The sequence below is a fragment of the Flavobacterium aeripolare genome (genome assembly GCF_013294025.1).
Lineage (GTDB): Bacteria > Bacteroidota > Bacteroidia > Flavobacteriales > Flavobacteriaceae > Flavobacterium.
This window is the reverse complement of record NZ_JABSNL010000008.1, coordinates 180,155-202,517: the sequence shown is the minus strand read 5'-3', so window position 1 is coordinate 202,517 and position 22,363 is coordinate 180,155. Positions and strand designations below refer to the sequence as shown.

Annotated in this window: 27 protein-coding genes; 7 read left to right on the top strand and 20 right to left on the bottom strand. The window is 35.0% G+C overall.

Annotated elements, in window-relative coordinates:
• Position 1: 1 nt before the first annotated feature.
• The 7 genes from HNQ00_RS10940 to HNQ00_RS10910 form a co-directional block, all read right to left on the bottom strand.
• Positions 2-574 (bottom strand): pentapeptide repeat-containing protein, encoded by a 573-nt coding sequence (locus tag HNQ00_RS10940; RefSeq protein WP_173838543.1) that lies wholly within the window; start codon positions 572-574, stop codon positions 2-4.
• Positions 574-795, bottom strand: coding sequence for a DUF6095 family protein (locus HNQ00_RS10935; RefSeq protein ID WP_173838542.1), 222 nt, complete (start codon positions 793-795; stop codon positions 574-576). The genes HNQ00_RS10940 and HNQ00_RS10935 overlap by 1 nt, the downstream gene beginning before the upstream one ends.
• 43 nt (positions 796-838) lie before the next feature.
• Positions 839-1,657 carry an N-acetylmuramic acid 6-phosphate etherase gene (murQ, locus tag HNQ00_RS10930; RefSeq protein ID WP_173838541.1) on the bottom strand — a complete coding sequence of 273 codons (819 nt, stop codon included), beginning with the start codon at positions 1,655-1,657 and terminating at the stop codon, positions 839-841.
• A gap of 357 nt (positions 1,658-2,014) precedes the next feature.
• Positions 2,015-2,275, bottom strand: a complete 261-nt coding sequence (locus HNQ00_RS10925; RefSeq protein WP_173838540.1) for a hypothetical protein — start codon at positions 2,273-2,275, stop codon at positions 2,015-2,017.
• Positions 2,276-2,324: 49 nt separating this feature from the next.
• A complete protein-coding gene (locus tag HNQ00_RS10920) occupies positions 2,325-2,573 on the bottom strand; it encodes a histidine kinase (protein WP_173838539.1) in 249 nt (82 codons plus the stop codon).
• 242 nt (positions 2,574-2,815) lie between these two features.
• Entirely contained in the window at positions 2,816-3,484 is a 669-nt protein-coding gene (locus HNQ00_RS10915) for a ZIP family metal transporter (protein ID WP_173838538.1), read from the bottom strand.
• A 78-nt stretch (positions 3,485-3,562) separates the two neighbouring features.
• Positions 3,563-4,327 carry a class I SAM-dependent methyltransferase gene (locus tag HNQ00_RS10910; protein WP_173838537.1) on the bottom strand — a complete coding sequence of 255 codons (765 nt, stop codon included), beginning with the start codon at positions 4,325-4,327 and terminating at the stop codon, positions 3,563-3,565.
• Between the two features lie 149 nt (positions 4,328-4,476).
• Here HNQ00_RS10910 and HNQ00_RS10905 point away from each other — a divergent pair, with 149 nt between their 5' ends.
• Both HNQ00_RS10905 and HNQ00_RS10900 read left to right on the top strand, forming a co-directional pair.
• Positions 4,477-5,646: a THUMP domain-containing class I SAM-dependent RNA methyltransferase gene (locus HNQ00_RS10905; RefSeq protein ID WP_173838536.1), complete on the top strand. Its 1,170-nt coding sequence runs from the start codon at positions 4,477-4,479 to the stop codon at positions 5,644-5,646.
• An 85-nt stretch (positions 5,647-5,731) separates the two neighbouring features.
• Entirely contained in the window at positions 5,732-5,968 is a 237-nt protein-coding gene (locus HNQ00_RS10900) for a hypothetical protein (protein WP_173838535.1), read from the top strand.
• Positions 5,969-6,079: 111 nt separating this feature from the next.
• Here the strand turns inward: HNQ00_RS10900 and HNQ00_RS10895 are convergent, their stop codons facing one another.
• From HNQ00_RS10895 to HNQ00_RS10865, 7 genes are all read right to left on the bottom strand, one after another.
• Positions 6,080-6,925 (bottom strand): DUF6048 family protein, encoded by an 846-nt coding sequence (locus HNQ00_RS10895; RefSeq protein ID WP_173838534.1) that lies wholly within the window; start codon positions 6,923-6,925, stop codon positions 6,080-6,082.
• Complete coding sequence (locus HNQ00_RS10890) at positions 6,897-7,418, bottom strand: DUF6452 family protein (RefSeq protein WP_173838533.1); 522 nt, start codon at positions 7,416-7,418, stop codon at positions 6,897-6,899. Before HNQ00_RS10890 ends, HNQ00_RS10895 begins: the two co-directional genes overlap by 29 nt.
• An 85-nt stretch (positions 7,419-7,503) precedes the next feature.
• A complete protein-coding gene (rlmD, locus tag HNQ00_RS10885) occupies positions 7,504-8,916 on the bottom strand; it encodes a 23S rRNA (uracil(1939)-C(5))-methyltransferase RlmD (RefSeq protein WP_173838532.1) in 1,413 nt (470 codons plus the stop codon).
• Positions 8,917-9,300: 384 nt separating this feature from the next.
• Entirely contained in the window at positions 9,301-9,798 is a 498-nt protein-coding gene (locus HNQ00_RS10880) for a MepB family protein (protein WP_173838531.1), read from the bottom strand.
• Positions 9,799-9,829: 31 nt separating this feature from the next.
• A complete protein-coding gene (locus tag HNQ00_RS10875; RefSeq protein WP_173838530.1) occupies positions 9,830-10,288 on the bottom strand; it encodes a hypothetical protein in 459 nt (152 codons plus the stop codon).
• A 197-nt stretch (positions 10,289-10,485) separates the two neighbouring features.
• Entirely contained in the window at positions 10,486-12,009 is a 1,524-nt protein-coding gene (locus tag HNQ00_RS10870; protein WP_173838529.1) for a carboxypeptidase-like regulatory domain-containing protein, read from the bottom strand.
• A gap of 351 nt (positions 12,010-12,360) precedes the next feature.
• Positions 12,361-12,723, bottom strand: coding sequence for a DUF6567 family protein (locus HNQ00_RS10865; protein WP_173838556.1), 363 nt, complete (start codon positions 12,721-12,723; stop codon positions 12,361-12,363).
• 327 nt (positions 12,724-13,050) lie between these two features.
• Between HNQ00_RS10865 and HNQ00_RS10860 the strand changes: the two genes are divergently transcribed.
• Complete coding sequence (locus HNQ00_RS10860; protein ID WP_173838528.1) at positions 13,051-14,898, top strand: CocE/NonD family hydrolase; 1,848 nt, start codon at positions 13,051-13,053, stop codon at positions 14,896-14,898.
• 56 nt (positions 14,899-14,954) lie between these two features.
• On the opposite strand, the gene HNQ00_RS10855 is transcribed toward HNQ00_RS10860, so the two are convergent.
• Positions 14,955-15,644 carry an SGNH/GDSL hydrolase family protein gene (locus tag HNQ00_RS10855; RefSeq protein WP_173838527.1) on the bottom strand — a complete coding sequence of 230 codons (690 nt, stop codon included), beginning with the start codon at positions 15,642-15,644 and terminating at the stop codon, positions 14,955-14,957.
• Between the two features lie 211 nt (positions 15,645-15,855).
• Here HNQ00_RS10855 and HNQ00_RS10850 point away from each other — a divergent pair, with 211 nt between their 5' ends.
• A complete protein-coding gene (locus HNQ00_RS10850) occupies positions 15,856-16,266 on the top strand; it encodes an OsmC family protein (protein WP_173838526.1) in 411 nt (136 codons plus the stop codon).
• 55 nt (positions 16,267-16,321) lie between these two features.
• Here HNQ00_RS10850 and HNQ00_RS10845 read toward each other — a convergent pair whose 3' ends face one another.
• The 4 genes from HNQ00_RS10845 to HNQ00_RS10830 all read right to left on the bottom strand — a co-directional run bounded on the left by HNQ00_RS10845 (position 16,322) and on the right by HNQ00_RS10830 (position 19,243).
• On the bottom strand, positions 16,322-16,771 hold the full coding sequence (locus HNQ00_RS10845) for a GNAT family N-acetyltransferase (protein WP_173838525.1): 450 nt from the start codon (positions 16,769-16,771) through the stop codon (positions 16,322-16,324).
• Between the two features lie 11 nt (positions 16,772-16,782).
• Entirely contained in the window at positions 16,783-17,670 is an 888-nt protein-coding gene (gene cysM, locus HNQ00_RS10840) for a cysteine synthase CysM (RefSeq protein ID WP_173838524.1), read from the bottom strand.
• Between the two features lies 1 nt (position 17,671).
• Entirely contained in the window at positions 17,672-18,463 is a 792-nt protein-coding gene (gene epsC, locus HNQ00_RS10835; protein WP_173838523.1) for a serine O-acetyltransferase EpsC, read from the bottom strand.
• Between the two features lie 525 nt (positions 18,464-18,988).
• A complete protein-coding gene (locus HNQ00_RS10830; protein WP_256434232.1) occupies positions 18,989-19,243 on the bottom strand; it encodes a DUF2752 domain-containing protein in 255 nt (84 codons plus the stop codon).
• A gap of 119 nt (positions 19,244-19,362) precedes the next feature.
• Between HNQ00_RS10830 and HNQ00_RS10825 the strand changes: the two genes are divergently transcribed.
• Positions 19,363-19,548, top strand: a complete 186-nt coding sequence (locus tag HNQ00_RS10825; RefSeq protein ID WP_173838521.1) for a hypothetical protein — start codon at positions 19,363-19,365, stop codon at positions 19,546-19,548.
• On the top strand, positions 19,538-20,089 hold the full coding sequence (locus tag HNQ00_RS10820; RefSeq protein ID WP_173838520.1) for a Smr/MutS family protein: 552 nt from the start codon (positions 19,538-19,540) through the stop codon (positions 20,087-20,089). The genes HNQ00_RS10825 and HNQ00_RS10820 overlap by 11 nt, the downstream gene beginning before the upstream one ends.
• A gap of 84 nt (positions 20,090-20,173) precedes the next feature.
• On the opposite strand, the gene HNQ00_RS10815 is transcribed toward HNQ00_RS10820, so the two are convergent.
• Complete coding sequence (locus HNQ00_RS10815) at positions 20,174-21,145, bottom strand: hypothetical protein (RefSeq protein ID WP_173838519.1); 972 nt, start codon at positions 21,143-21,145, stop codon at positions 20,174-20,176.
• An 87-nt stretch (positions 21,146-21,232) separates the two neighbouring features.
• Between HNQ00_RS10815 and HNQ00_RS10810 the strand changes: the two genes are divergently transcribed.
• Positions 21,233-22,363 carry a cysteine desulfurase family protein gene (locus HNQ00_RS10810; RefSeq protein WP_173838518.1) on the top strand — a complete coding sequence of 377 codons (1,131 nt, stop codon included), beginning with the start codon at positions 21,233-21,235 and terminating at the stop codon, positions 22,361-22,363.

The window sequence follows — 22,363 nt, the reverse complement described above, 5'->3', positions numbered from 1 at the left end:
ACTATTGTATTTTTATATCGTGCTTGTCTAGTAGCCCAACGATTCCTTCTCTAGAGAACTTCGCTTTTTTCATTGGGTTGTACTCTGGGTCAATCTTATAATTGAATGAGGTTACAAAATTCACTTCTTTCAATTGAGTTTCATGAAATAAAGCATTATCCAAATTGCAATTATCAAAAACAGAATTAGATAAATTGGTATTCGAAAAATTGACCTCCTTCATCGAACAGTTAGTAAAGTTTGTCTTCAACATCTTTTTATTAATAAATGAAGAGTAGTCTAAAACAGCATCTTGAAAACTAGTTTGGAATAAAAAATCGTTACACATATTAAACTCAATTCCCATTAATTTACAATTGATGAAGTTAACTGTTTTTAAATCTGTGGCGATTAGTTTGGTCATAGATAAATTGCAATCGATAAAATCACAATCCATAAATGTATTATTTGAGAAGTCACTATTTGAAAAGTCACAGTTTTTAAAAACGCAATCTTCAAACTCGCGGTTGCTTACTCTTTTATTGATAAAGTTTATTTTATCAAAGGTCTTTTGTATGTGAATTAGTTCTTCCATTAATCGTTAAATAAGCCTTTAACCATAGTTTGTAAACCTTTGAACATAAAGTACACTGCGCCAATGCAAGCAATAATTCCCACAGCGAGAACTAAGTAGTGCCAGCCGTTTTCTTTATTTATAAATGCATTGTAGATAATTGCTGGGCCAATAAATAATAGAGGTAAAGCAAAAGCCAAGTATTTTATACCTTGTGTCAATAGTTCTTTATTTGTCGCCATAATTATTGTGTAGAATTTTAAGTTAGAATTTATAATCCTAATGTTACTTGCTTGCGTTAAAGTGATCAATTGCTTTTCTTACACTACCCATGTTTTGAAGTAACTCAGCAGCGCTATCATAAGTTACAGGAATTTCACTCATGATCATTTTTACACCACGGTCTACAAGTTTACTATTACTCAGTTGCATGTCGACCATCTTATTTCCTTTTACTTTTCCAAGTTGGATCATAGTAGCAGTTGAGATCATGTTTAGCACCAGTTTTTGAGCTGTACCTGCTTTCATTCGAGAGCTTCCTGTTACAAATTCTGGTCCTACTACCACATCAATAGGAAATTGAGCTGTATTCGATATTGGACTAGCAGCATTGCATGAAATACTTCCTGTGAGAATGCCATTCTCATTGCATTTTTCAAGTCCGCCAATTACGTATGGTGTTGTACCTGATGCAGCAATACCGATCACTACATCTTTAGTCGAAATGTCATGCGCTTGTAAATCAATCCAAGCTTGTGTTGCGTTATCTTCTGCATTTTCTACCGCCTTTCTAATAGCCTCATCGCCACCAGCAATTATTCCAACAACGGTATCAAACGGAACTCCAAAGGTAGGCGGACACTCAGAGGCATCTACCACACCTAATCTACCTGAAGTACCTGCACCAATATAAAAAAGGCGACCACCAGCTTGCATTTTAGTAACAATTTGAGTTACCAATGCGCTAATTTGCGGCAACGCTTTTTCAACGGCGTACGCCACGGTTTTGTCTTCGTTATTGATATTTATCAAAAGCTCATCCACGCTCATTTTATCTAAATGTTCGTAATTTGAGGTTTGCTCAGTAGTTTTATTAAAAGTCATTATTTTTTGAAATTCAGAGTTGCAAAGACTCAAAGATACTACCTTTTTAAAAGTTTTTTTGATTTTACGCTTTAGATTTTGCTTAGTCTTGGCTTATTTCTCGTTAACGATGTTATAATTTAAAAACGATTATATGTTTCTAGTTTTATAATTGATTTTTCAGAAAATTTTAAATTAAAGGAGCTGTTTGTTTTGGGATTTCAAGAACAGTCGTCCCGCTTTTTGCTATATCTCTTGTTTTGGCTATCGCCACACAAGAGGATGCCGCTGCAATCGGGGCTAGGTTAGCACGATTAAAATTCTAAGTTGGCATAAAAAAAAGAGAAACTATAGTGTAGTCTCTCTTTAAGTTTTTAATTATGCTATTTGTTTCAATGTTACTTTTTTATTATCAATAAACAACCGACAACTAACAGTAAATAATCCGGAAATATTAGTTTTTAGTTGGAGTTGCTTTCCGTTTCTATCGATTAAGTTACCAGTCATGTTACTTGGCGTAATAAAATTTAGTTGCTCATCTTGGAGCTCGTTATTTACGAACAGTTTTTCACCAGAAAACCAATTATTAGTAATCTTGATTTCGTTTCCTTCGTAATTTGTTATCCATTCACTTTTCATTTGGTTTGGTTTTAATGTTAGTTACTTTATATGGTTGTTGTTAATATGACTACGTTCTGATTTCTAAATCCTTTACTGCGTTTACAATTGCTTCGATTCCACTGCTTGTGTGATCATCTCTACTAACTGCAAGGCCGTTTTCTAAAATTTCGTTTCGCTCTATCTGCACTGCTAAAGTCAGCATTTCGTAATCAGTCAGTTTAGGGAATGTTACTTTTAGCTCTTTAAGAATGAGGGAGTATTTTCTAAGACCTGTTTTCATAATGTTGTGGTGAATATCATTTTTACTTACGATCAAATATAAACATCTTTTTAACATTTGAGAATAATATGTAAGTAATCTTATCCACAATAGCTTACAGTAAGCTAAATTATGAAAACGAATAGCTGTGGTCATCAACTAAGTGTCGCGTGAGGGATAGCAGTGGAAATCCTTTTATTTTTTTTCTTTAAAAAATAAAAGATTGCAACAAATAGCCCGACCCATTATAGGCTAGATTTTTATCAAGCCTATAATGGGTCACGCCCAAAATATTAAGATTATAAGAAGAACGCTAACAGGATTCCTAGGATAATCATAGAAACTTTAGCAATGTTAAATTTGTGTCCTTCGCTACTTTCAAAGATGATTGTAGAAGATATGTGAAATAATATACCAATTACGACAGCTGTAAGTTCAGTATGGTAATCGTTTAATATAGGGAGATAATCTGCCGCTATAGTTCCTAGAGGTGTCATTGCTGCAAAAGTAATCATGAAAGCAAAAATGGCCTTTTTGTTAAGCTGTGCATTTATAAAAAATGTTGTGAGGATTATGGCAATAGGTAAGTGGTGGATGGCAATTCCCACTGCTAAGTCAGTGTGGTGACTCACAGGGAAACCTTCTAAAAAAGCGTGAATGCACAGGCTTAAAAAGAGAAACCAGGGAATATGTGCCATATTAGGGTGGCCGTGAACGTGACCATGCTCGGCTCCTTTAGAGAAAAATTCTAATATGATTTGGAATAAAATTCCAACCATAATAAAAGGCCCAATATATGGGTTATGCGTATCATATACCTCTGGCAGCAGGTGCATTACTGTAAGTGACAGCAAGAACGAACCGCTAAAGGCTAGCAATAATTTTAAGTTTGTCTTGTTCTTTGGTTTTAAAATCAAAGCGATAACATAACCTAATAATACTGATATTAAAGGTAATAAGTAATTCATGTGTATTGTTGAATCTTTTGTTTTTGATCGTTAAAGCGCATGTGTGCTGCAGCGATTGATTAAAAGGAATACTTGATATTATTTGAATATCATGATTAGTCGCTCGCTCTCATTTTTATAGAACTTTTTTAACTTATAATCTCCAAAGATGTCAAGTAAATAGATACCAGCCTCTTCCATCATAGTTTCAAAATCTTGCAATGTTAGGGCTTTTACTTTTTCGGTGTAATGAAAATCTTGGCCTTTATCACTAAAAATAATGTCCTTGTAAATGTGGCCGTCTTTTAAATAACGCTTTAATTGAAAATCGATTCCGTCTACTGTTTTTGTTTCCTCAGGTACAAGTGTATTCAATACTTGCGTTACATTCATAAAGTCGATTACAGCAAAACCATACTCAGATAAACTTTCTTTGATCGCTTTTAAAGTCGTTAAATTATCTTCTTCGTTTTCGAAATATCCAAAACTAGTGAACAAATTAAATATGGCATCGTACTTTTCTTCAAACGGTTGTCTCATGTCATGCACTTTAAAATGCAAGCTATCGTTTGTGTTTTTACTAGCTTCTTCTATGCTGTTTTCAGATAGGTCAGCTCCCAACACATTAAAACCTAACTGGTTTAAATAGATCGAATGGCGGCCTTTACCACAGGCTAGGTCTAATACATTTGCTTTTTCAGGAAGGTTCAAGTAATGGGTCAAATTATCCATGAAGACTTGAGCTTCTCTATAATTTCTATCTTTATATAGGATGTGATAATAAGGTGTATCAAACCAAGAGCTAAACCAAGTTTGCTTGGGTTGATCTTGATTTACGGCAGTAGGTTTCAATTCTTCAGACATTTATTCTTTTTCAATTTATTCTATCCGGCAAATTTAGTGTATTTTTGCTGAAAAATAACGAATAGGTTGCGATACAAACCAATTCACATAATTTTTATTGCAAGCGTTTATAATTTTATAAAGGGGCTTGTTTTAAATGATACAAAAAAATGGAAGATAATTTTAAGATGGTAGCCAAAACCTTTTTTGGTTTTGAAGAGATATTAGCAAACGAATTGCTAAAACTAGGCGCTCAAGAAGTAGAGCAAGGCGTGAGAATGGTAAGTTTTAAAGGAGATAAAGGTTTTATGTATAAGGCCAATTTGTCTTTGCGTACTGCTTTAAAAATTTTGAAACCTATTTACTCTTTTAGAGCTAATAATGAACAAGCTTTATATAAAGGGGTTTCTGGTGTGAACTGGTCTAAATATATCAATGCCAATCAAACTTTTGTAATTGATGCAACGGTGCATTCAGATAATTTCAATCACTCTGAATTTGTTTCTCAAAAATGTAAAGATGCGATTGTAGATCAATTTAGAGAACGTACTGGGCAACGTCCTAGTATCGATAAGGCACATCCTGATTTAAGAATTAATATTCATATTGATAGAGACCAAGTTTCTGTAGCGCTAGATACTTCTGGGAATTCTTTACACCAGCGTGGCTATAGAACGGCAACAAATATCGCTCCTATAAATGAAGTGCTTGCTGCAGGTGTTCTATTACTTTCTGGATGGGATGGAGAGACTGATTTTCTTGACCCAATGTGTGGTTCTGGTACTTTCCTTGCAGAAGCAGCAATGATTGCTTGTAATATCCCTGCTAACATTAACCGTAAAGAATTTGCATTCGAAAAATGGAAAGACTGGGATAATGAATTGTTTGACAACATCGTTGATAGTTTATTAAAAAGAGTGCGTGAGTTTCATCATACGATTAAAGGATATGATAAAGCGCCATCTGCAGTTCAAAAAGCTAAGGATAATATTAAGAATGCTAACCTTGAAGAGTATATTACTATCGAGGAGCAAAACTTTTTTGACACTGAAAAAACTACTCAAGGAAAACTTCACATGGTATTTAACCCGCCTTATGATGAGCGTTTAGATATTCATATGGAAGAATTCTATAAAAACATAGGAGATACTTTAAAGAAAAATTATCCAGGAACTAACTCTTGGTTTATTACTGGTAATCTTGATGCCTTGAAATTTGTAGGTTTGCGTCCTTCTAGAAAAATCAAACTTTTTAATGCAAGTATTGAAGCGCGTTTAGTGAAATATGAAATGTATGAAGGAAGTAAGAGAACTAAATTTCAAGTAACAGAAGACGAATAAAAAGAAAGAAAACAGAAGGGTTCAAAATTTATCATTGATGAATAGTAACCAACATTAAACTTTTTTAAACCTTAAAAAAAACGGCATGTCAAAATTACAAATAAGAGCTTTTTTTTATCAATTGGGATGTTTTGCAATTCTGTTTATATCTGTACGTTACCTTGTAGAGATGTACACAGGATTAACTGGACTTTGGGTTCCGTTTACTGCTTTTGTGGTGGGAACGATTTTATCACCTAAGTTTAAAGCAATCAAAACTAACGATGGTGAGAAATTATTCATGAAATGGATTTTCATTAAAGAAGTAAAAGAAATAGGGTAGTTTATCCTATTCTTAAATATAAAAAAGGAGCCAATTATCACTAGTATAATTGGCTCCTTTTTATTTTCTGCTTTTGTTTATAATCTAAAGACAAGATCCTTAAGTAATACTTTATTTTTTAGGTAGTGTCTTTTTAGGAATAACTACGGGAACTATTTTCTTTTTATAAATAGGGATGAAGTAAGATATGGTGTAGTTGAAACCAACACCAAAGCTTCCATCATAGGTACGATTGAAACCAGGAATGTATAAGTTGTCAAAATTGTCTGGTTTTTTATTACTTACTAAGGTATTTAAACGCACACTGAAACCTACAAATACATTATTAAATACTTTTGCTTTTACACCAGCTACAACCTCAACCCAACTAGCACTAAGTCCGTTGAATTTTTGTCCTGAACTAATTTCTGGAATCTCACCAAAGTAAGGCGTCGAATTATAGATTTTATAGTTGTTTAGCTGTTGGTTAAACGAACTAAAACCATAACGCATTCCTATCGAAATAATATTTTCCATGTCCAGCCAGTTTTCATAAGCATTGTAATCAAAACCTACTTTAACATAGCTTCCCTTTGTAGTAAAGTTTACGCGATCATCATCGGTGGTTTTGTTTTCATTACCTAGCTCTGCTGCGGCATAGTATTTTTTAGAAAGGCGGTAATCCCCTGTAAATTCGATTCCTTTATAATCTTTGTCATATAGCATGCGAGTCAATTTGTACACATCAACACCCACACGCAATCCATAACGATTGATTTTAGGAACAGTGTTTATGGTATCGCTTGCTTTTACAGGCGCTTTGCTTATCTCGTCATAATCATTTGCAGGGACAATAGGGGCAGCTTCAGTTTTTGGTTTTACCGGAGCAATCTTTTTGGGACCTGTTTCTTGGGCTGATAAAATACAGGCCGAAAGAACGAAGTAAATACTAAAAATATATTTCAAGGTGAGTCTCATTTTCGTTAGTAATCTTACTTGTTTTTACAGCAACATATTTTATCCATTGTTCATCTGCAGCAGCACCATCAGTAAGTACAAATGGATTTGCTGGGTCTAATGTGAATTCGCTTTTATAGCCACAAGCTCTAGAAACATACACATTCTCACGGGTATAGTTAAATTGAATTTGGTCCTCATTAGCCACCGGTGTTGTCGTGTTGCCAAAGTATAAAATAAAACGATATTTAGTAACATCAGCATCAGTCTTCAACGGAATCGAAACCGTGCTTCCGTTAATTAAAGTACTCGAATTAAAAGTAACGGCCTCTGTTTTGTTCTCTTCGATAATCGATAAATTAGTCACATTTTTCAACACAGACGAATTAGATATATCGTAGAACGAAATCACTAAACGTGGTGTTGTAATGGTATTTGCATCACATATATCGTCTTTCTCACAACTAGAAAAAGTGAAGGCAATAGCGAGTACCAGGAGAATTATTTTTTTCATATCTTTTTATAGTGATTAGTGAACAGTTAAAAGCAATTACTACAAAATTGAAATTAATTACTTTTAACTAGTTACTAGCTTCGTTCTATCTTCTTTCTAGAAGAACAACATTTTCTACGTGATGCGTTTGCGGAAACATATCCACAGGACGCACACGTGTTACTTTGTATTTCTCATCCATTAAGGCTAAGTCACGTGCTTGCGTCGCTGAGTTACAACTAACATAAACCACTTTTGCAGGAGCAATTTTCATAATTTGTTCAATTACGTCTTTGTGCATTCCGTCACGAGGTGGATCTGTGATAATTACATCAGGCTGTCCGTGTTGTGCAATAAAGCTATCGTTAAAAACAACCTTCATATCTCCTACAAAGAACTCACAATTTGTGATTTCATTGCGTACTGCATTTGCTTTTGCATCTTTAATCGCGTCAGGAACACTTTCGACACCAATTACTTTTTTTGCTTTTTTAGAAACAAATTGAGCAATAGTACCTGTTCCAGTATATAAATCATACACTACTTCCTCACCAGTTAAACCAGCAAAGTCACGTGTAATTTTGTATAATTCGTAGGCTTGATCAGAGTTTGTCTGGTAGAATGATTTAGCATTAATACTAAATTTTAATCCTTCCATTTCCTCTAGAATGTAGTCACGACCTTTATACAATTGAATATTTGTATCATATAAGGTGTCGTTTGCTTTATTGTTGATAACAAACTGTAATGACGTAATCTCTGGGAATTTGTCGTACAAGTAATCTAACAACAATTCTCTATTTGCTTTATCATCTTCAAAAAACTGAATCAATACCATGATCTCACCCGTAGATGCAGTACGCAACATAAGCGTACGCAACAATCCTGAGTGTTCTCTAGGGTTAAAGAAAGTCAGGCCGTGCTTGTTAGCAAAATCTCTCACTTCGTTTCTAATCGCATTTGAAGGGTCTTCTTGCAAGTGACATTTATTAATGTCCAGGATTTTATCCCACATTTTCGGAATATGAAAACCTAAAGCATTTCTATTTCCTAAATCCTCTGTGCTGCTTATCTCATCTTCGGTTAACCAACGGCTGTTAGAAAACGAAAACTCCATTTTATTTCTATAAAAGAATTTTTTCTCTGACCCTAGAATAGGTTCAAAGTCTGGTAATTCAATTTTACCTATACGCTGCAAGTGGTTTAAAACCTCATTTTGCTTGTAATACAATTGTTGTGTGTAATTCATGTTTTGCCATTTGCAACCACCACATACCCCAAAATGTTGGCATACTGGCTCAACACGATGCTCAGATAATTCGTGAAAATGCACTGCTTTCCCCTCATAAAACGACTTACGCTTTTTGAAAGTTTGCACATCTACCACATCACCTGGTACCACATTTGGTATAAACACTACCTTACCATCCGGAGCCTTTGCTACCGAAACGCCTTTTGCACCTGCATCAAGGACTTTTATTTGATGAAAGACAACCTTGTCTGTATTTTTTCTTCCCATGGCGCAAAAATAAGCGTTTGTAAACTTTTATAAATTCAAATTAGAAATTATTTTCAAAAAGAAGTGTTTTTTATTCGAGCCTCATCCTGCTTCCCATTACAAATCCTCGGATTGCTGGCAATAACCCTAAGCTTGCAAAGGAGCTTCCTGCGGTCGCTCTTTACAAACAAGGGTTAAAAATGCCAGCAATACTGTGGGTTTTTCACTGCAATCAGGGGCAGGGGAGTTGGTTATTATTGAGTTTTTGAGCAATCAGTAATTATTTATTAAAAAACGTCAATTTTAATACGCAGTGCTAATAAATGGAGTAGATAAATTGAAAATAGATGTAGACCTAAATTCTAATCTACTAATATACTTCACAAAAAGATAAAGTAGGATAACTCAAAATAATTCTCTAAGATACTCCATAACTGCGCTATCCTCCTCTGTTAATGCATAAAAGTAATCAGCTTGCCATTTTTGAGTTTGTATTGCTTGTTTGCTAAAAACAACATCCGATGGAACATAAACACGCATCGCTCTTTTTCCTGCTTTACTATTATGACTTATAATTCCTTTGGCGTTAAGCACTATTTTTGGGAAAATAAATTGTCCTATTTTTTCATTGTCTATAACGGTAATTACAAAATAATCAAAATCGTCTTCTTCGTCAAAAGGAGTTGTAATCCCAGCCGAATTTCTCTTCCAGATGGTAACGAATTGCCCTAATTTGGTTGGCGTAATTTTCGCTTGACGGTAGATAATCTTCTTGTTGTTTAATAGAAACGAACAAGCTTCGTATTCTTGACTTTCACTCGCGGCGCTGAAGTTTGTTATTGCAAAATCTAATTTTTCAAAATAGGCTTTTACATTTTGCTGCAGTTGTGATGCGTAATCCATTATGTCACTCTTTTTAAATTGGAAAGTCTAATTATGGTTGGAAATTTTTGTTGTTTTTTATAATTGTAAAAACTTCATTTAGATTGTGCTCTCCACGATGGGAGTAATAGTTGCCAGATCGATCGATCACCACCATGCTGCTACATGGAAAATGTAGCATAAAAAAAGATTTTTGTATCGTTTGGTCTGTATCTTTCAGCCATTTAATATTGCCGTACATCTCCGTTCCCTTTTTTTCTTGATAAACAAAAAACTGCTTCACATCATTCCTGTTTTCCATCTTAGCGGCATACGCTTCATGATCCGCTATGACTGCCGCTCTATCGCCTGAACTATTGCAACGATCTATACCGGGAAAGAAATCAATTACAATGAATTTAGTGGTGTCAAAATAATGTTCGTCTGCATTTAAAAGTTTCTTTATAGCATCATACTGTTCTACATTTAGTTCCCCTCTTTTTATTCTATGTGCTTTAAGATTTACCACCACCGAGTCATCTTCTACCTTATAGTAGAAATAGTTGTCTTTATCTTTTATAAAAGTAAGGCTATCAATTTGTTTGTAATCATCAGTGCTGTAATACTGTTTTTTTTTGTGCGTGTAAGTTGGTCAACATACAACACAAATAAGTTAGAATAAATAAAAATGTTTTTATCATGGCTGTTAGTTATCAGAACTGTTAAAGATTAGTTGATCGTCTTGAACTGCTTCATTTCTTGCAAAGGTTCGATAGCATTGTAAGACTGCCAGATTTTAGGATCGTACTTCGAGATTGTTTGATATTTAAAATCTTTCTCTTTAAAGCTTGTTACTGTAGCAGCATCAATAAGCGTGTGCGAAATATTCAAGTATTCATTTTTAGTACGAGAAGTAGTCTCCATTTTAAAATCAAGAGCTAGCACGTCTTTTTCGCCTTTAGCTAATTCAATTAATTTTAAAGGACGGTTGATATAAAAGTATCCACCTTCTTCGGTAGCGGCGTATTGCAAATAGTATTTGTCATCACTACTAGACTTGCTAAACATTAATGTTCCTTTGCTAATATTCATGCTCATCTTTATACCTAGTAATAGCTTTAAATTAAAACCTTCCAGTCTTTCTCCATCATCGAGTGCGTATTCAGATCTTAAAACCGCAAAGTCACCATCTGACACATATAGTTTGCCTACAAACTTCGCTTTGCTTTTTCTAGGTTTGAATGTCAATACATAAGCGTATTCATTTTTATTAGTAAAGGTTGTACCTTCTAGTGTGTACGTGTAGCGATCAGGGTTATTTATAAAATCAAGTTGCTTATTTGTTAGCACATTTCCTTTTCTCATTAACCTATATAGATTATTCTTTGCTCCAGCGAGTTGCTTAGCTATAAGTGTATCTTTATTAGCCTTTCTGTTAAATTCTTCGCTAAACGATATCGTGTCTCGAGATCCTATGATCCCACTTTTAAAACGGTAAAATTTAGTCGTATCTAAATGTTTTAACATTAGTTCTTTACCCTTTTTCTCTAGATCTTCTAGCGAAGTCGACTGTCCTTCATTTTTTAAAATAGTAGCTTTTAAGACATCTAGTTTCGAATTAAAAACAAACTTATCGCCTTTTTTAGTCTTGACCGAATAGTAGTTACTTAGCACATCAGTATAAGAAACAGGCGGACTCATAATTAATTTTTTTGCATACGCCTCGATATCACTATTCACTTTTTCGAGAGCTGCCTTAGTAAAACCACTTGATTTGTTTATTTCGACTGCAATCTTTGATGGATTAAAATATTGTGTTGTTCTTTGAAATGTTTTGTCTTTAAAGGCTTTCTCGCTAGTTTCGTAGTTGATTTTTAAATTCGCTTGAACTGTTGCCATTATTTCCTCTGCAGTAATTTTCTTGTTGGAAACAGCTACGTCTTCTAACTCATACATTGCGGGAAGCATTTTAACTGTTAGCTCTTGGTTTTTTAATTGCCCCACAGTCAGTTGCTGGTTTACAAAACCCAAATAAGAAACGATGACCACTGTAGCATCTTGACCGGAAGTCTCTGAGAGTGAAAAATAGCCCTCTCCGTTTGAAACCAAGTTCTCCGTGGCGTTGACGTTGATATTCGCGTAAGGAATGGGATCTCCTGTAGCAGCGGCTATAATTTTTACACGAAGACTTTGTGCAAAGCCTACTTGAACTAGTATAACAGAAAATAGAAAAGTGAGTAAATGTTTTTTCATAAGAGCGTTTTGTTTAAGAGACGGCAACTTAGGAATTTTGTTACAAGTTTAGTTTTCAGTTTAGGATATTTTTAACATGTAAGGAGCTTATTTGTATTTGGTTAACAAAAAATGCTGCTTAATATAGAGGTGCAGAAGACGCTTGCTTTACTATAATAATAGATCCCGATCTATGTTAACAGCTACAAAATAGTATTACATCGACGTATTAGTAGTTAACAACTGAAAAGTTCTTTAATAGCTTAAAATTGTAGTTCATTAAGTGGCTTGAATGGTCTACTCATTAAAGAAATTTTAAAAAAAAACCTAGAACCACATTTTTAGTATGCAGTTCTAGGTTAAGTATTATGATTACTCAGTAAATTCAATTACTTGCGCCGAAACCGTTACAAGTTTTTTACCGACAAACGGAAAGCTTGATCCTTTTACCTCTGTAGTTTCGTTGATGATTGCTCTCGCACTTCCTTCTAGTTCTGCATCTTTAAGCATGATTGCTCTAGCCTCTGCAATTAACGCATTTTTAGACAATCCACCAATTCCTAAAATGTAGGTAACACTTGCTTGTCCCGTTACAGTTTTTACCACTTTAAAGTTTTTTTGACTTAAAACAACTTCAGTAGTATGGTTGTTAACGTTGTTAGTTAAACCACGGTGACCTGCACAACTAGTTAAAAATAAAACTCCAGTAAAGGCAATAATAGTAATTTTTTTAATCATCATATATGTAATTGTATTTTGCCTACTGCTGTTTAAAGTCTGTTTTCGGCTTGTTCCGACTTTTAATTTTATAGTATTCAAAAGGACGACATGCGGTAGTAATTAAAATGAACTAACAATAATTTCAAATATATTGATTTATCAATACTACATGTTTCTATTATATCTAATTTGATTTCCATTTTCTTCAGTCGCAAATTGACAACTAATAAAGTATTCCTACAATACCCACTTTTAGTGATATTTTTGAAAAACAGTACTTATGTAAGTTATTATCGTATAATTCTAAATATCTTTACATCTCTATTATTATCTCAATTGATCATGAAAAAACTATTATTTATTGCGTTTTTCGCAATTACAGCTGGAGTATTTGCTCAAGACAATACTCCTAGCACGGTGGGAGAGCACTATACTAAAAAAGAGGTCAGCATTAAAATGCGTGACGGAAATACTTTATTCACGGCAATCTATAGTCCGAAAGACACCTCAAAGAAATATCCCATCATTATGCAACGCACACCTTATAGCTGCGCGCCTTACGGTGAAAACGAATTCAAGAAAAGCATCGGACCCAGCGAAACAATGATGAAAGAAGGATACATTGTAGTGTATCAAGATGTGCGCGGACGCTGGATGAGCGACGGCTTATATGACAACATGCGCGCTTATATTCCAAATAAAAAAGGGAAGTCTCAAGTAGACGAAGCTTCAGATACTTATGATACCATTGACTGGTTAGTTAAAAATGTTGCTAACAATAATGGAAACGTAGGAGTGTGGGGAATTTCATATCCTGGATTCTATTCTACTTATTCATTGTTAAGCAATCACCCAGCTTTAAAAGCGGTTTCGCCTCAAGCGTGTATTAGTGATTTCTTTTTTGATGATTTTCACCATAATGGAGCATACTTGTTAAGCTATTGGAAAGCAACTCCGTTATTCGGGATTCAAAAATCAGCGCCTACAACAAAGTCTTGGTACACACTTCCAGATATAGGAACAAAGGACGATTACCAATTTTTTCTAGATGCAGGACCATTGTCTAATTTAGATAAATTTTATGGTAAAGACAATGAATTCTGGCAACAGTTAAAGGAGCATTCTAGCTACGATGATTTTTGGCAAAAACGCGGTATATTACAACACTTGAAAGATATCAAGCCTGCAGTGATGATAGTAGGAGGTTGGTTTGATGCTGAAGATCTATACGGGCCTTTAAACACCTATCAAGCAATAGAGAAAAGCAGCAAAAATTACAACACTATTGTTATGGGACCATGGAGTCATGGTGACTGGGCGAGAAACACGGCTACTGCTACTATTGGGAATATAAAATTTGGTGATAGTATATCTAGCTTTTACCAAAAAAATATTGAAGCCAACTTCTTTCACCATTTCTTAAAAGATGATGGAAAAGGGGAGAACAAGTTACCAGAGGCTTATGTATTTGATACTGGCGCCAAAGATTGGAAAACATACGACGTTTGGCCTCCAAAAAATGCCGCTAAGGAAACGATGTTTTTAAACGAGAATAAATTAACAGCACAAACAGGTAAAGGCGATGCTTTTATCGAATTTATAAGTGATCCTAAAAAGCCAGTACCCTTTACAGAGGATATCAATCAAAGGGGAATCACACCTCGTAAATACATGACCGACGATCAGCGTTTTGCAGCGAGACGTCCAGATGTGCTTGTTTATGAAACAGCAGTTTTAAATAATGATATGACACTTGCTGGAGATATTCTAGCACAATTACAAGTAGCAACTTCAGGAACAGATTCTGATTGGATTGTGAAAGTAATTGACGTTTTTCCTGCTGACGAACCAGAAACTGCCGAGATCGCTCCTTATTTAAAAATGAGTAACTACCATATGATGGTGCGCAGTGAAGTGATGCGCGGCCGTTTTAGAAATAGTTTTGTAACTCCAGAGCCATTTGTAGCCAATCAAAAAACAGCAGTTAACTTGAAGTTACAAGATGTTATGCATACCTTTAAAAAAGGGCATAAGATACAGGTACAAATTCAAAGTACGTGGTTTCCTTTGATTGACTTAAACCCGCAAACATTTGTAGATAATATTTTCTATGCTAAGGAAGCAGATTTTAAAAAGCAGACACAAAGAGTATTTGATGATTCTAAAATCATTTTTACAGTAGTAAAATAAACGTTTTAGAATATAGTAGTTAAAGAGGAGCCCAATCGCAGTCGATTGGGCTCTTTTTATTTTAGGATAAATGCAAGATTGATTGCCTGTTGTACTATAGGTTCCATAATCTTATATCCAGCACGGTTGGGATGCACGCCATCTTCGGCATATTGTAATGGCAATCCATTATTATCATCCACCAATGCAGAAAAATAGTCTACATAAGCAATTCCATTCGCATCAGCGTAATTCATCAAGAGATCATTTAACGCCATTACCTTCATAGCAGGTTCGATTTTCTTATTCCAATTAAATGAAGCTGCTGGCAATACTGAACATAAGATCACCTTAATATTATGGGCTTTAGCTAAATCTACCATAGAAGCAATGTTTGCTGCTATCGTAGGGAGTGCTATAGGTCCTGTATTTTCGGCAATGTCATTGATACCCGCTAGAATTACAACAACTGCAGGCTGGAGCGCAATCACATCAGATCTAAACCGCAATAGCATTTGTGAAGTCGTTTGTCCGCTAATGCCGCGATTGATGTAATGCTGTTCCTGAAAAAATTCTGCCGACTCTCTACTCCAAAATTCGGTGATAGAATCGCCCATAAAAACTACTGAATTGCTAGTAGGTTTTGCAATAAGCCTTTCGTTTTCAGTTTTATATTTATTTAAGTTTGCCCAGTCTTGTGCGTATCCTTTTTGTCCCATAGTTATTAGTGCTACTGCTATTCCGCAGAATATCTTGATTGCTTTCATTTGATAATTTGTTTCGTTTATGCTGAGCGTAATTATCGAATGTAAAAATACTGCTTTCGATACAAATAAAAACGGCTCTCCTTTTCGAAAAAAAAGTAAGGTTGAAAAAACCGTTGTTGTTTTATCTTTTAAATTTAAGTTAAATAAATGATCATCATAAGCAGCTGCGTTTTAAAATCTTAAATTTGGGTAACTTAAAACTAGAATAATTATGAAAAGAAATGCAACTGCCGTTTGGCAAGGTTCTCTTAAAGAGGGCGCAGGAAAAATATCGACACAAAGTACAACACTAGATAATGCACAATATTCTTTTGGGACTCGTTTTGAAAATGGAGTGGGAACAAATCCTGAAGAATTAATTGCTGCAGCGCATTCGGGTTGTTTTACAATGCAATTGAGTGCTTACGTTACAGAAGCCGGTCATGAAATAGAAAGTATCGAAACAAAATGTGATATTGATTTTCAAGATGGAAGTATTGTCAGTTCCCATTTGACCGTTCAAGCAAAGATAAAAGATATTAGCGATGCAGATTTTCAAGAATTAGTTACAAAGGCAGAAACTAATTGCCCAATCTCAAAATTGCTAAATACAAAAATATCATCTACGGCTACTTTACAATAAGCTAGCATTCGATAAAAAAATAAGGCGTTACTAAAATCTAGTAACGCCTTATTTTTTATAGGTCTTTTTGAAAGCAAATGCTATCAGCAACGCCTATATATTGACCATAATTTTCAGTTATTGCAAATCCGTTTTTCTTATACAATGCAACGGCTTCGGGATATTTATGACCCGTTTCTAGAATACAACTTGTATAGTTTTCTTCTCTTGCCCAAGATTCTAATTCGATTAAAATCTTTGAAGCAATACCTTTTCCTCTAGTTTTGGGATAGACATACATTCTTTTTATTTCGGCAACATCTTCTTTGTAAAATTTAAAAGCACCGCATCCTACCGCAATTTGGTCGTCGTAGATTACAATAGCATTTTTGATGTTATCTGTTTTATTGAATTGAGCAAAAAAAACATGGTCTTCACCATCTCGTTCTTGAATGTCGATATCAAGAAGTGCAATCAATTTTTGAAAATCAGCATTTTCTGGAGTGGTTCTTATAATTTTGATCATGCAAATAGAATTTAGTCAAATAAGTCAGATGATAGGTAACGGTCTCCGCGATCACAAATAATAGCTACAATAACTCCTGACTCTAGTGTTTCTGCAATTTTTAATGCAGCAGCAACAGATCCTCCACTACTCATCCCCGCAAAGACACCTTCTTCTAGAGCTAGTCTCTTTGTCATTGCTCGTGCTTCTGCTTCAGTGACTTCGATGGTTGTATCTACTTTTGATGCATCAAAAATCTTTGGTAAGTATTCCAGAGGCCACTTTCTAATTCCAGGAATTTGAGATCCGTCACTAGGTTGTGCACCCACAATTTGAATAGCGCTGTTTTGCTCTTTTAAAAATGTTGAGGTTCCCATTATGGTACCCGTTGTTCCCATTGCAGCGACAAAATGCGTCACTGTTCCTTCGGTATCATTCCAAATCTCAGGACCGGTAGTTTTATAATGTGCTTTCCAGTTATCTTCGTTAGCAAATTGATTTAGCATGACATATCCGCCTTCAGCAACTTTTTTATCGGCATAGTCACGCGAACCTAGAATTCCTTCCTTAGCAGGCGTTAAAATAACTGTAGCACCGTATGCACGCATCGTTTGCGTACGTTCCTTAGTAGAATCTTCGGGAAGGACTAGTTCAATGTCAATTCCCATTAATTGCGCGATCATAGCAAGAGCAATTCCAGTGTTTCCACTAGTGGCCTCAATCAGTTTATCGCCTTTTTTAATATCGCCTCTTTCAAGTGCAGCTGCAATCATGTTGTAAGCTGCTCGGTCTTTTACGCTTCCGCCAGGGTTGTTCCCTTCTAATTTAAGTAATAGTTTTACGTTTTTATTGGCAACCAAGTTGGCGCTTTCCATCAAGGGCGTATTCCCAATGAGGTCTAGTATGCTTTGCGGTTTCATATTATCTAATCTCTTTAATTTTAACTTCAGTTGTTGTGGTGTTCAACACCATAGAACGAGCGGGAATCGTTTTAGTAACCCACGCATTTCCGCCTATGACACTATGAGCACCTATTGTTGTTGTGCCTCCTAAAATTGTAGCATTGGCATAGATGCAAACTCCTTCTTCTACGGTAGGATGTCTTTTTGCGTTTTTCATTTCCTTGCTTACACTTAGCGCTCCTAAGGTAACTCCTTGATAGATTTTTACATATTTTGCAATTACCGTCGTTTCTCCAATTACAATACCCGTCGCGTGATCAATAAAAAATGGCGAAGCGATTTGGGCGCCCGCATGAATGTCAGTTCCAGTAATGCGGTGTGCATACTCACTCATCAATCTAGAGAATAATAGCAAATCAAGATTGTAAAGCACATGGCTCAGGCGATAAATTGCGATTGCATAAAAACCAGGGTAGGCCAGATATACTTCCTCGATGCTGTTTGATGCTGGATCATTCTCGAGAATGTATTGCGCATCGTCATTTAGCATTTGTAAAACGGCGGGAAGCTGCTCCAAAAAGTGATCCCAAATCGAATCGCAAATGCCACTGGGTTTTTTGCAGGCTATTATCGAAATCTCTTTAAATCTACGTTCTAGTTCTTCTATGCTTTCATGTAGTTCAGCGTTGCTGTCAAACAGGGTGTAAAATAGTTGCTCTGTGAAAGCCTCTGTTTTTGTTTTGATTCCGTAACTAATTTGGGCATGCTTTTTAAGCGCACTAATATTTTGAATAATCTGCTCTTTGGTCACGATTATGATTTTGAATTGTTAGTAGTAAATGGAGATCGACAACTTATTAAATTTTCTTGTTCCGCTTTCGCAAAAAGGAATCTCACATGAGAATACCATTTGGTTGAAAACAGAAAGAGCAAGTAACGCTATCGATACACTCACAAAGATATTGAACTATTTTGGATTAGCGCTTGTATACAGACTTAGTGATTGCTCGATCAAGCCTTTTTAACGAATCTTTATAATAAGCACGTTTTATTTTGAATGATAATTCGGATTTACTTGAGCTCAATTTTTTTTGAATATCATATTGCGGTGGCTTCTTTAAAGATAACTTTTTCTAAGTAATCAGGTCTCTATTTCAATTGAAAAAGTAAGAAAGCCATTCCTGAAATAGTGGTTTAAAAAGAGCAGGAAGCGGTTAAAAAGTACAGTGGTTTTTTTTAAATTTATTTTCGAAAATAGAAAAGACAATAACAAAATGTACTGTAAAAACTAAACTCAAAAACAAAGGCTATTTTGTAGGAATTTAAAAAATGAAAATCACTTAAAATAATAGGAGATAAGCATGATAATTGCGTTTAGAAAACCCAAAAATATAATGAGTTTATGAGGGATAAATGACCTAGTGAAAATCCCAATAGTAAGCGAAATTAAAAATAAGATACTCGTAAAAACTGGTGGGAACATTTTAAAAGCATCTGAAATATTACCTTCTAATAATAGAAAAAAAGCACGCTGAAAACCGCAACCCATACAATCAAATCCTGTGAGTTTTTTAAAGAGGCAAGGCAGCATGAAAGATTCTAAATCCATAAATTAAAATTGAAACTATTTGAAATAGATGTGACAAAGATATTGAGAAATAAACAGAACTATTATTAATTTCTTACTTTTGAAAACTGATAATTAAAGATATGAAAAAGTTACTAATTCCGCTGATGATTATAGCAATCATTGTTGCTTTTTATGAGCAAGTAAGCAACAGTGCAAATGTTTATATTACCGTTATTGCTATTGTTGTTTTCATGTTTGGAATGATGCAGCTTAGTGCAAAAACGCCAAGTAAAAATCAAGAAAAAGAAGATAAAGATGTTGAATAAAGGAGATAGTGTTTCTGTGCTTGATGAAGCCATCAATGGAGTAGTGCAAGCAGTGAATGGTAGTGATGTTACCATCGAAACTGAAGATGGATTTGTGATGACATTTAAAGTCAACGAATTGATTAAAGTAAACAATACCAGTAATTTAATGGACTCTATTAAAAGAATCAATGTAGATGAAATTAAAAAGGAAAAAGAGATCCCAAAACCGAGAAGTTTTGTCAAAGAACGTAAAGATCGTGGGGAAGGAATAGTGCCAGAGTTTGATTTACACATTGAAAAACTCGTTAAAAACAAGCAAGGTATGTCAAACTATGATATTCTAACGTTGCAGTCTGATACGGCAAAAAGACACATTGAATTTGCTATTAAAAACCGCATCCCTAAGATTGTTTTTATTCATGGTGTGGGCGAAGGGATTTTAAAAGCTGAATTGGATTTTATGTTAGGACGATATGATAATATTGATTTTAAAGAAGCCAATTACCAAAAATATGGTCAAGGTGCTACCGAAGTTTTTATCAAACAAACTACGAAGTAGACACTGCTTTACTCCAATTAAAAAGCCTCTTTTGTATTGCTACAAAAGAGGCTTTTTAATTATATATTTAACGTATTTAAGCTATTAAATTGTAGTGAATAAAACACCATAAGTATACGTGTCACCTAGTAAGAAATTGTAGTTTCCGCGAGTCATTGTTGCTTTCTTAATTACAATGGTGTGCTTAAAAGTATTAGGTCCACTTGTGGTTGTGGTTACTTCAACTATACCATTAGTTTTTGCAATTCCAGGGTTAGCAAGCCACTCTTGATTAAGGGTTGGAGTTGTAGGAGTCGTGGCGTTACAAAAGTAAGCACTTGTAAGTAAATCTTCAAATAAACGATAGGTTAACTTGTTAGTTGTTGTTCCTATTAATCCTGTTCTAGGTGCTCCAGTTGCTGTTACTTCATTCACTATTAAGGCAGGGTCAATTGTTAAAATCATGGCCTCTGCAGTTGTGAATTTATACAGGTCATTTGAGCTAGTGCATTGATTCAAATTCTTAGTCTCGTCAAACAAAAATGGAAGTGCTGTAGCTGTTGTTTTATAGGTTCCAAAGTTGAAAGTATCGTACACTTGTGTGCCACCTTTGCTTTTAGAAAAGGTCACGTTTTTAAGAACAATTAGGTTATTGTAACCTGAAATTCTACTGCTATTTGTTGTTTCATTAACGATTTTTTCAGCCGCTTTGGTGATTTCTATTGTACCGTTAGTAGCAGTCCATTGATCAGTTACGCTTGGTGAAGCCGGTGGAATTGTTTCACAAATATTGTCTGTAGATACGACACCGTCATAAAATCGATACACAATTCTATTAGTGCTGCTGCCTATTGCTAAGGTCGTCAGTGTCACATCAGAATCTTCATCAGTAAAAGTGGTAGCCGGTATGTCTAGAATAAGTGCTTCTTGATCTTTTAATTTGTAAATTAAATTATTGTTAGAACAGCTTTGTGTCGTTTCAACGTCTTCAAAACTGATGTCTTCTTGTATTAAATCACCATCATCACAGCCATTCAATAGCATTACGAAGACCATTAAACCTAGTAGTTTTTTCATTGTATTTTTTATTTGGTACAAAAATAGCTAAAAAAATGGCAAATGTTATTCGAGATTAGATAATTGATATTTCATAACTTTGCAGTAATGAAAAAAGTATATCTCGATAACGCGTCAACTACTGCGATGCGTTCAGAGGTCATTGAAGCAATGACCACTGTAATGGCTCAGGATTATGGTAATCCATCTTCTACACACAGTTTTGGTCGTAATGCTAAAAGTGTGCTTGAACTTTCGCGTAAAGCGATTGCAAAAGAGCTTAATGTAAGTGCTCAAGAAATTATTTTCACTTCGGGGGGTACTGAAGCCGACAACTGGATTTTGCGCTCTGCAGTGAAAGATTTAGGGGTGAAACGAATTATTACTAGCCGTGTCGAGCACCATGCTGTATTGCATAGCGCACTGTTGCTGGAAAAGGAATTCGGAATCGAAATTGACTACGTAAATGTCAAAATAGACGGTACAATTGATTATACGAACTTAGTTGAAAAACTAGCTAATCCTATTAAATCAATTGTGAGTTTAATGCACGTAAATAATGAAACAGGTGCACTCCTAGACTTAGATCGTGTAGTGCAAATATGTACCGAGCATAACGTTCTTTTTCACTCTGACACGGTGCAATCTATGGGAAAAGTTCGTTTAGACCTACAAAAAACGGCCATTGATTTTGTTATTGCTAGTGCACACAAGTTCCACGGACCTAAAGGTGTGGGCTTTGCTTATGTTAAAAAGAATTCTGGACTGCAACCTATGTTGCATGGTGGTGAGCAGGAAAAGGGATTAAGAGCAGGTACGGAGGCGGTACATCAAATTGTAGGGATGGCAAAAGCATTGACAGTTGCCTATGAAAACTTAGAGATAGAACGCAGCCAAATTGAGTTATTAAAATCATATTTAATCACGCAATTAGAGGAAAAATTAAAGGGATCTAAAATAAATGGGGGAGCAGCTACCTTCTATAATGTAGTAAATGTGTTATTGCCATTTTCGAAAGAGAAAACGGCTATGATCTTGTTTCATCTAGATATGAAAGGAATTGCAGTTTCAAGAGGGAGTGCTTGCCAGAGTGGTAGTATCAAGCCTTCTCACGTTCTTGCAGAAATGCTTTCAGCGGAGGATTTAGTAAAACCTAGTTTAAGAATTTCATTAAGTCATTTTAACACTAACGAAGATATTGACATTCTAATAACGGCTTTGCAGTCTATGCAAGAGTAA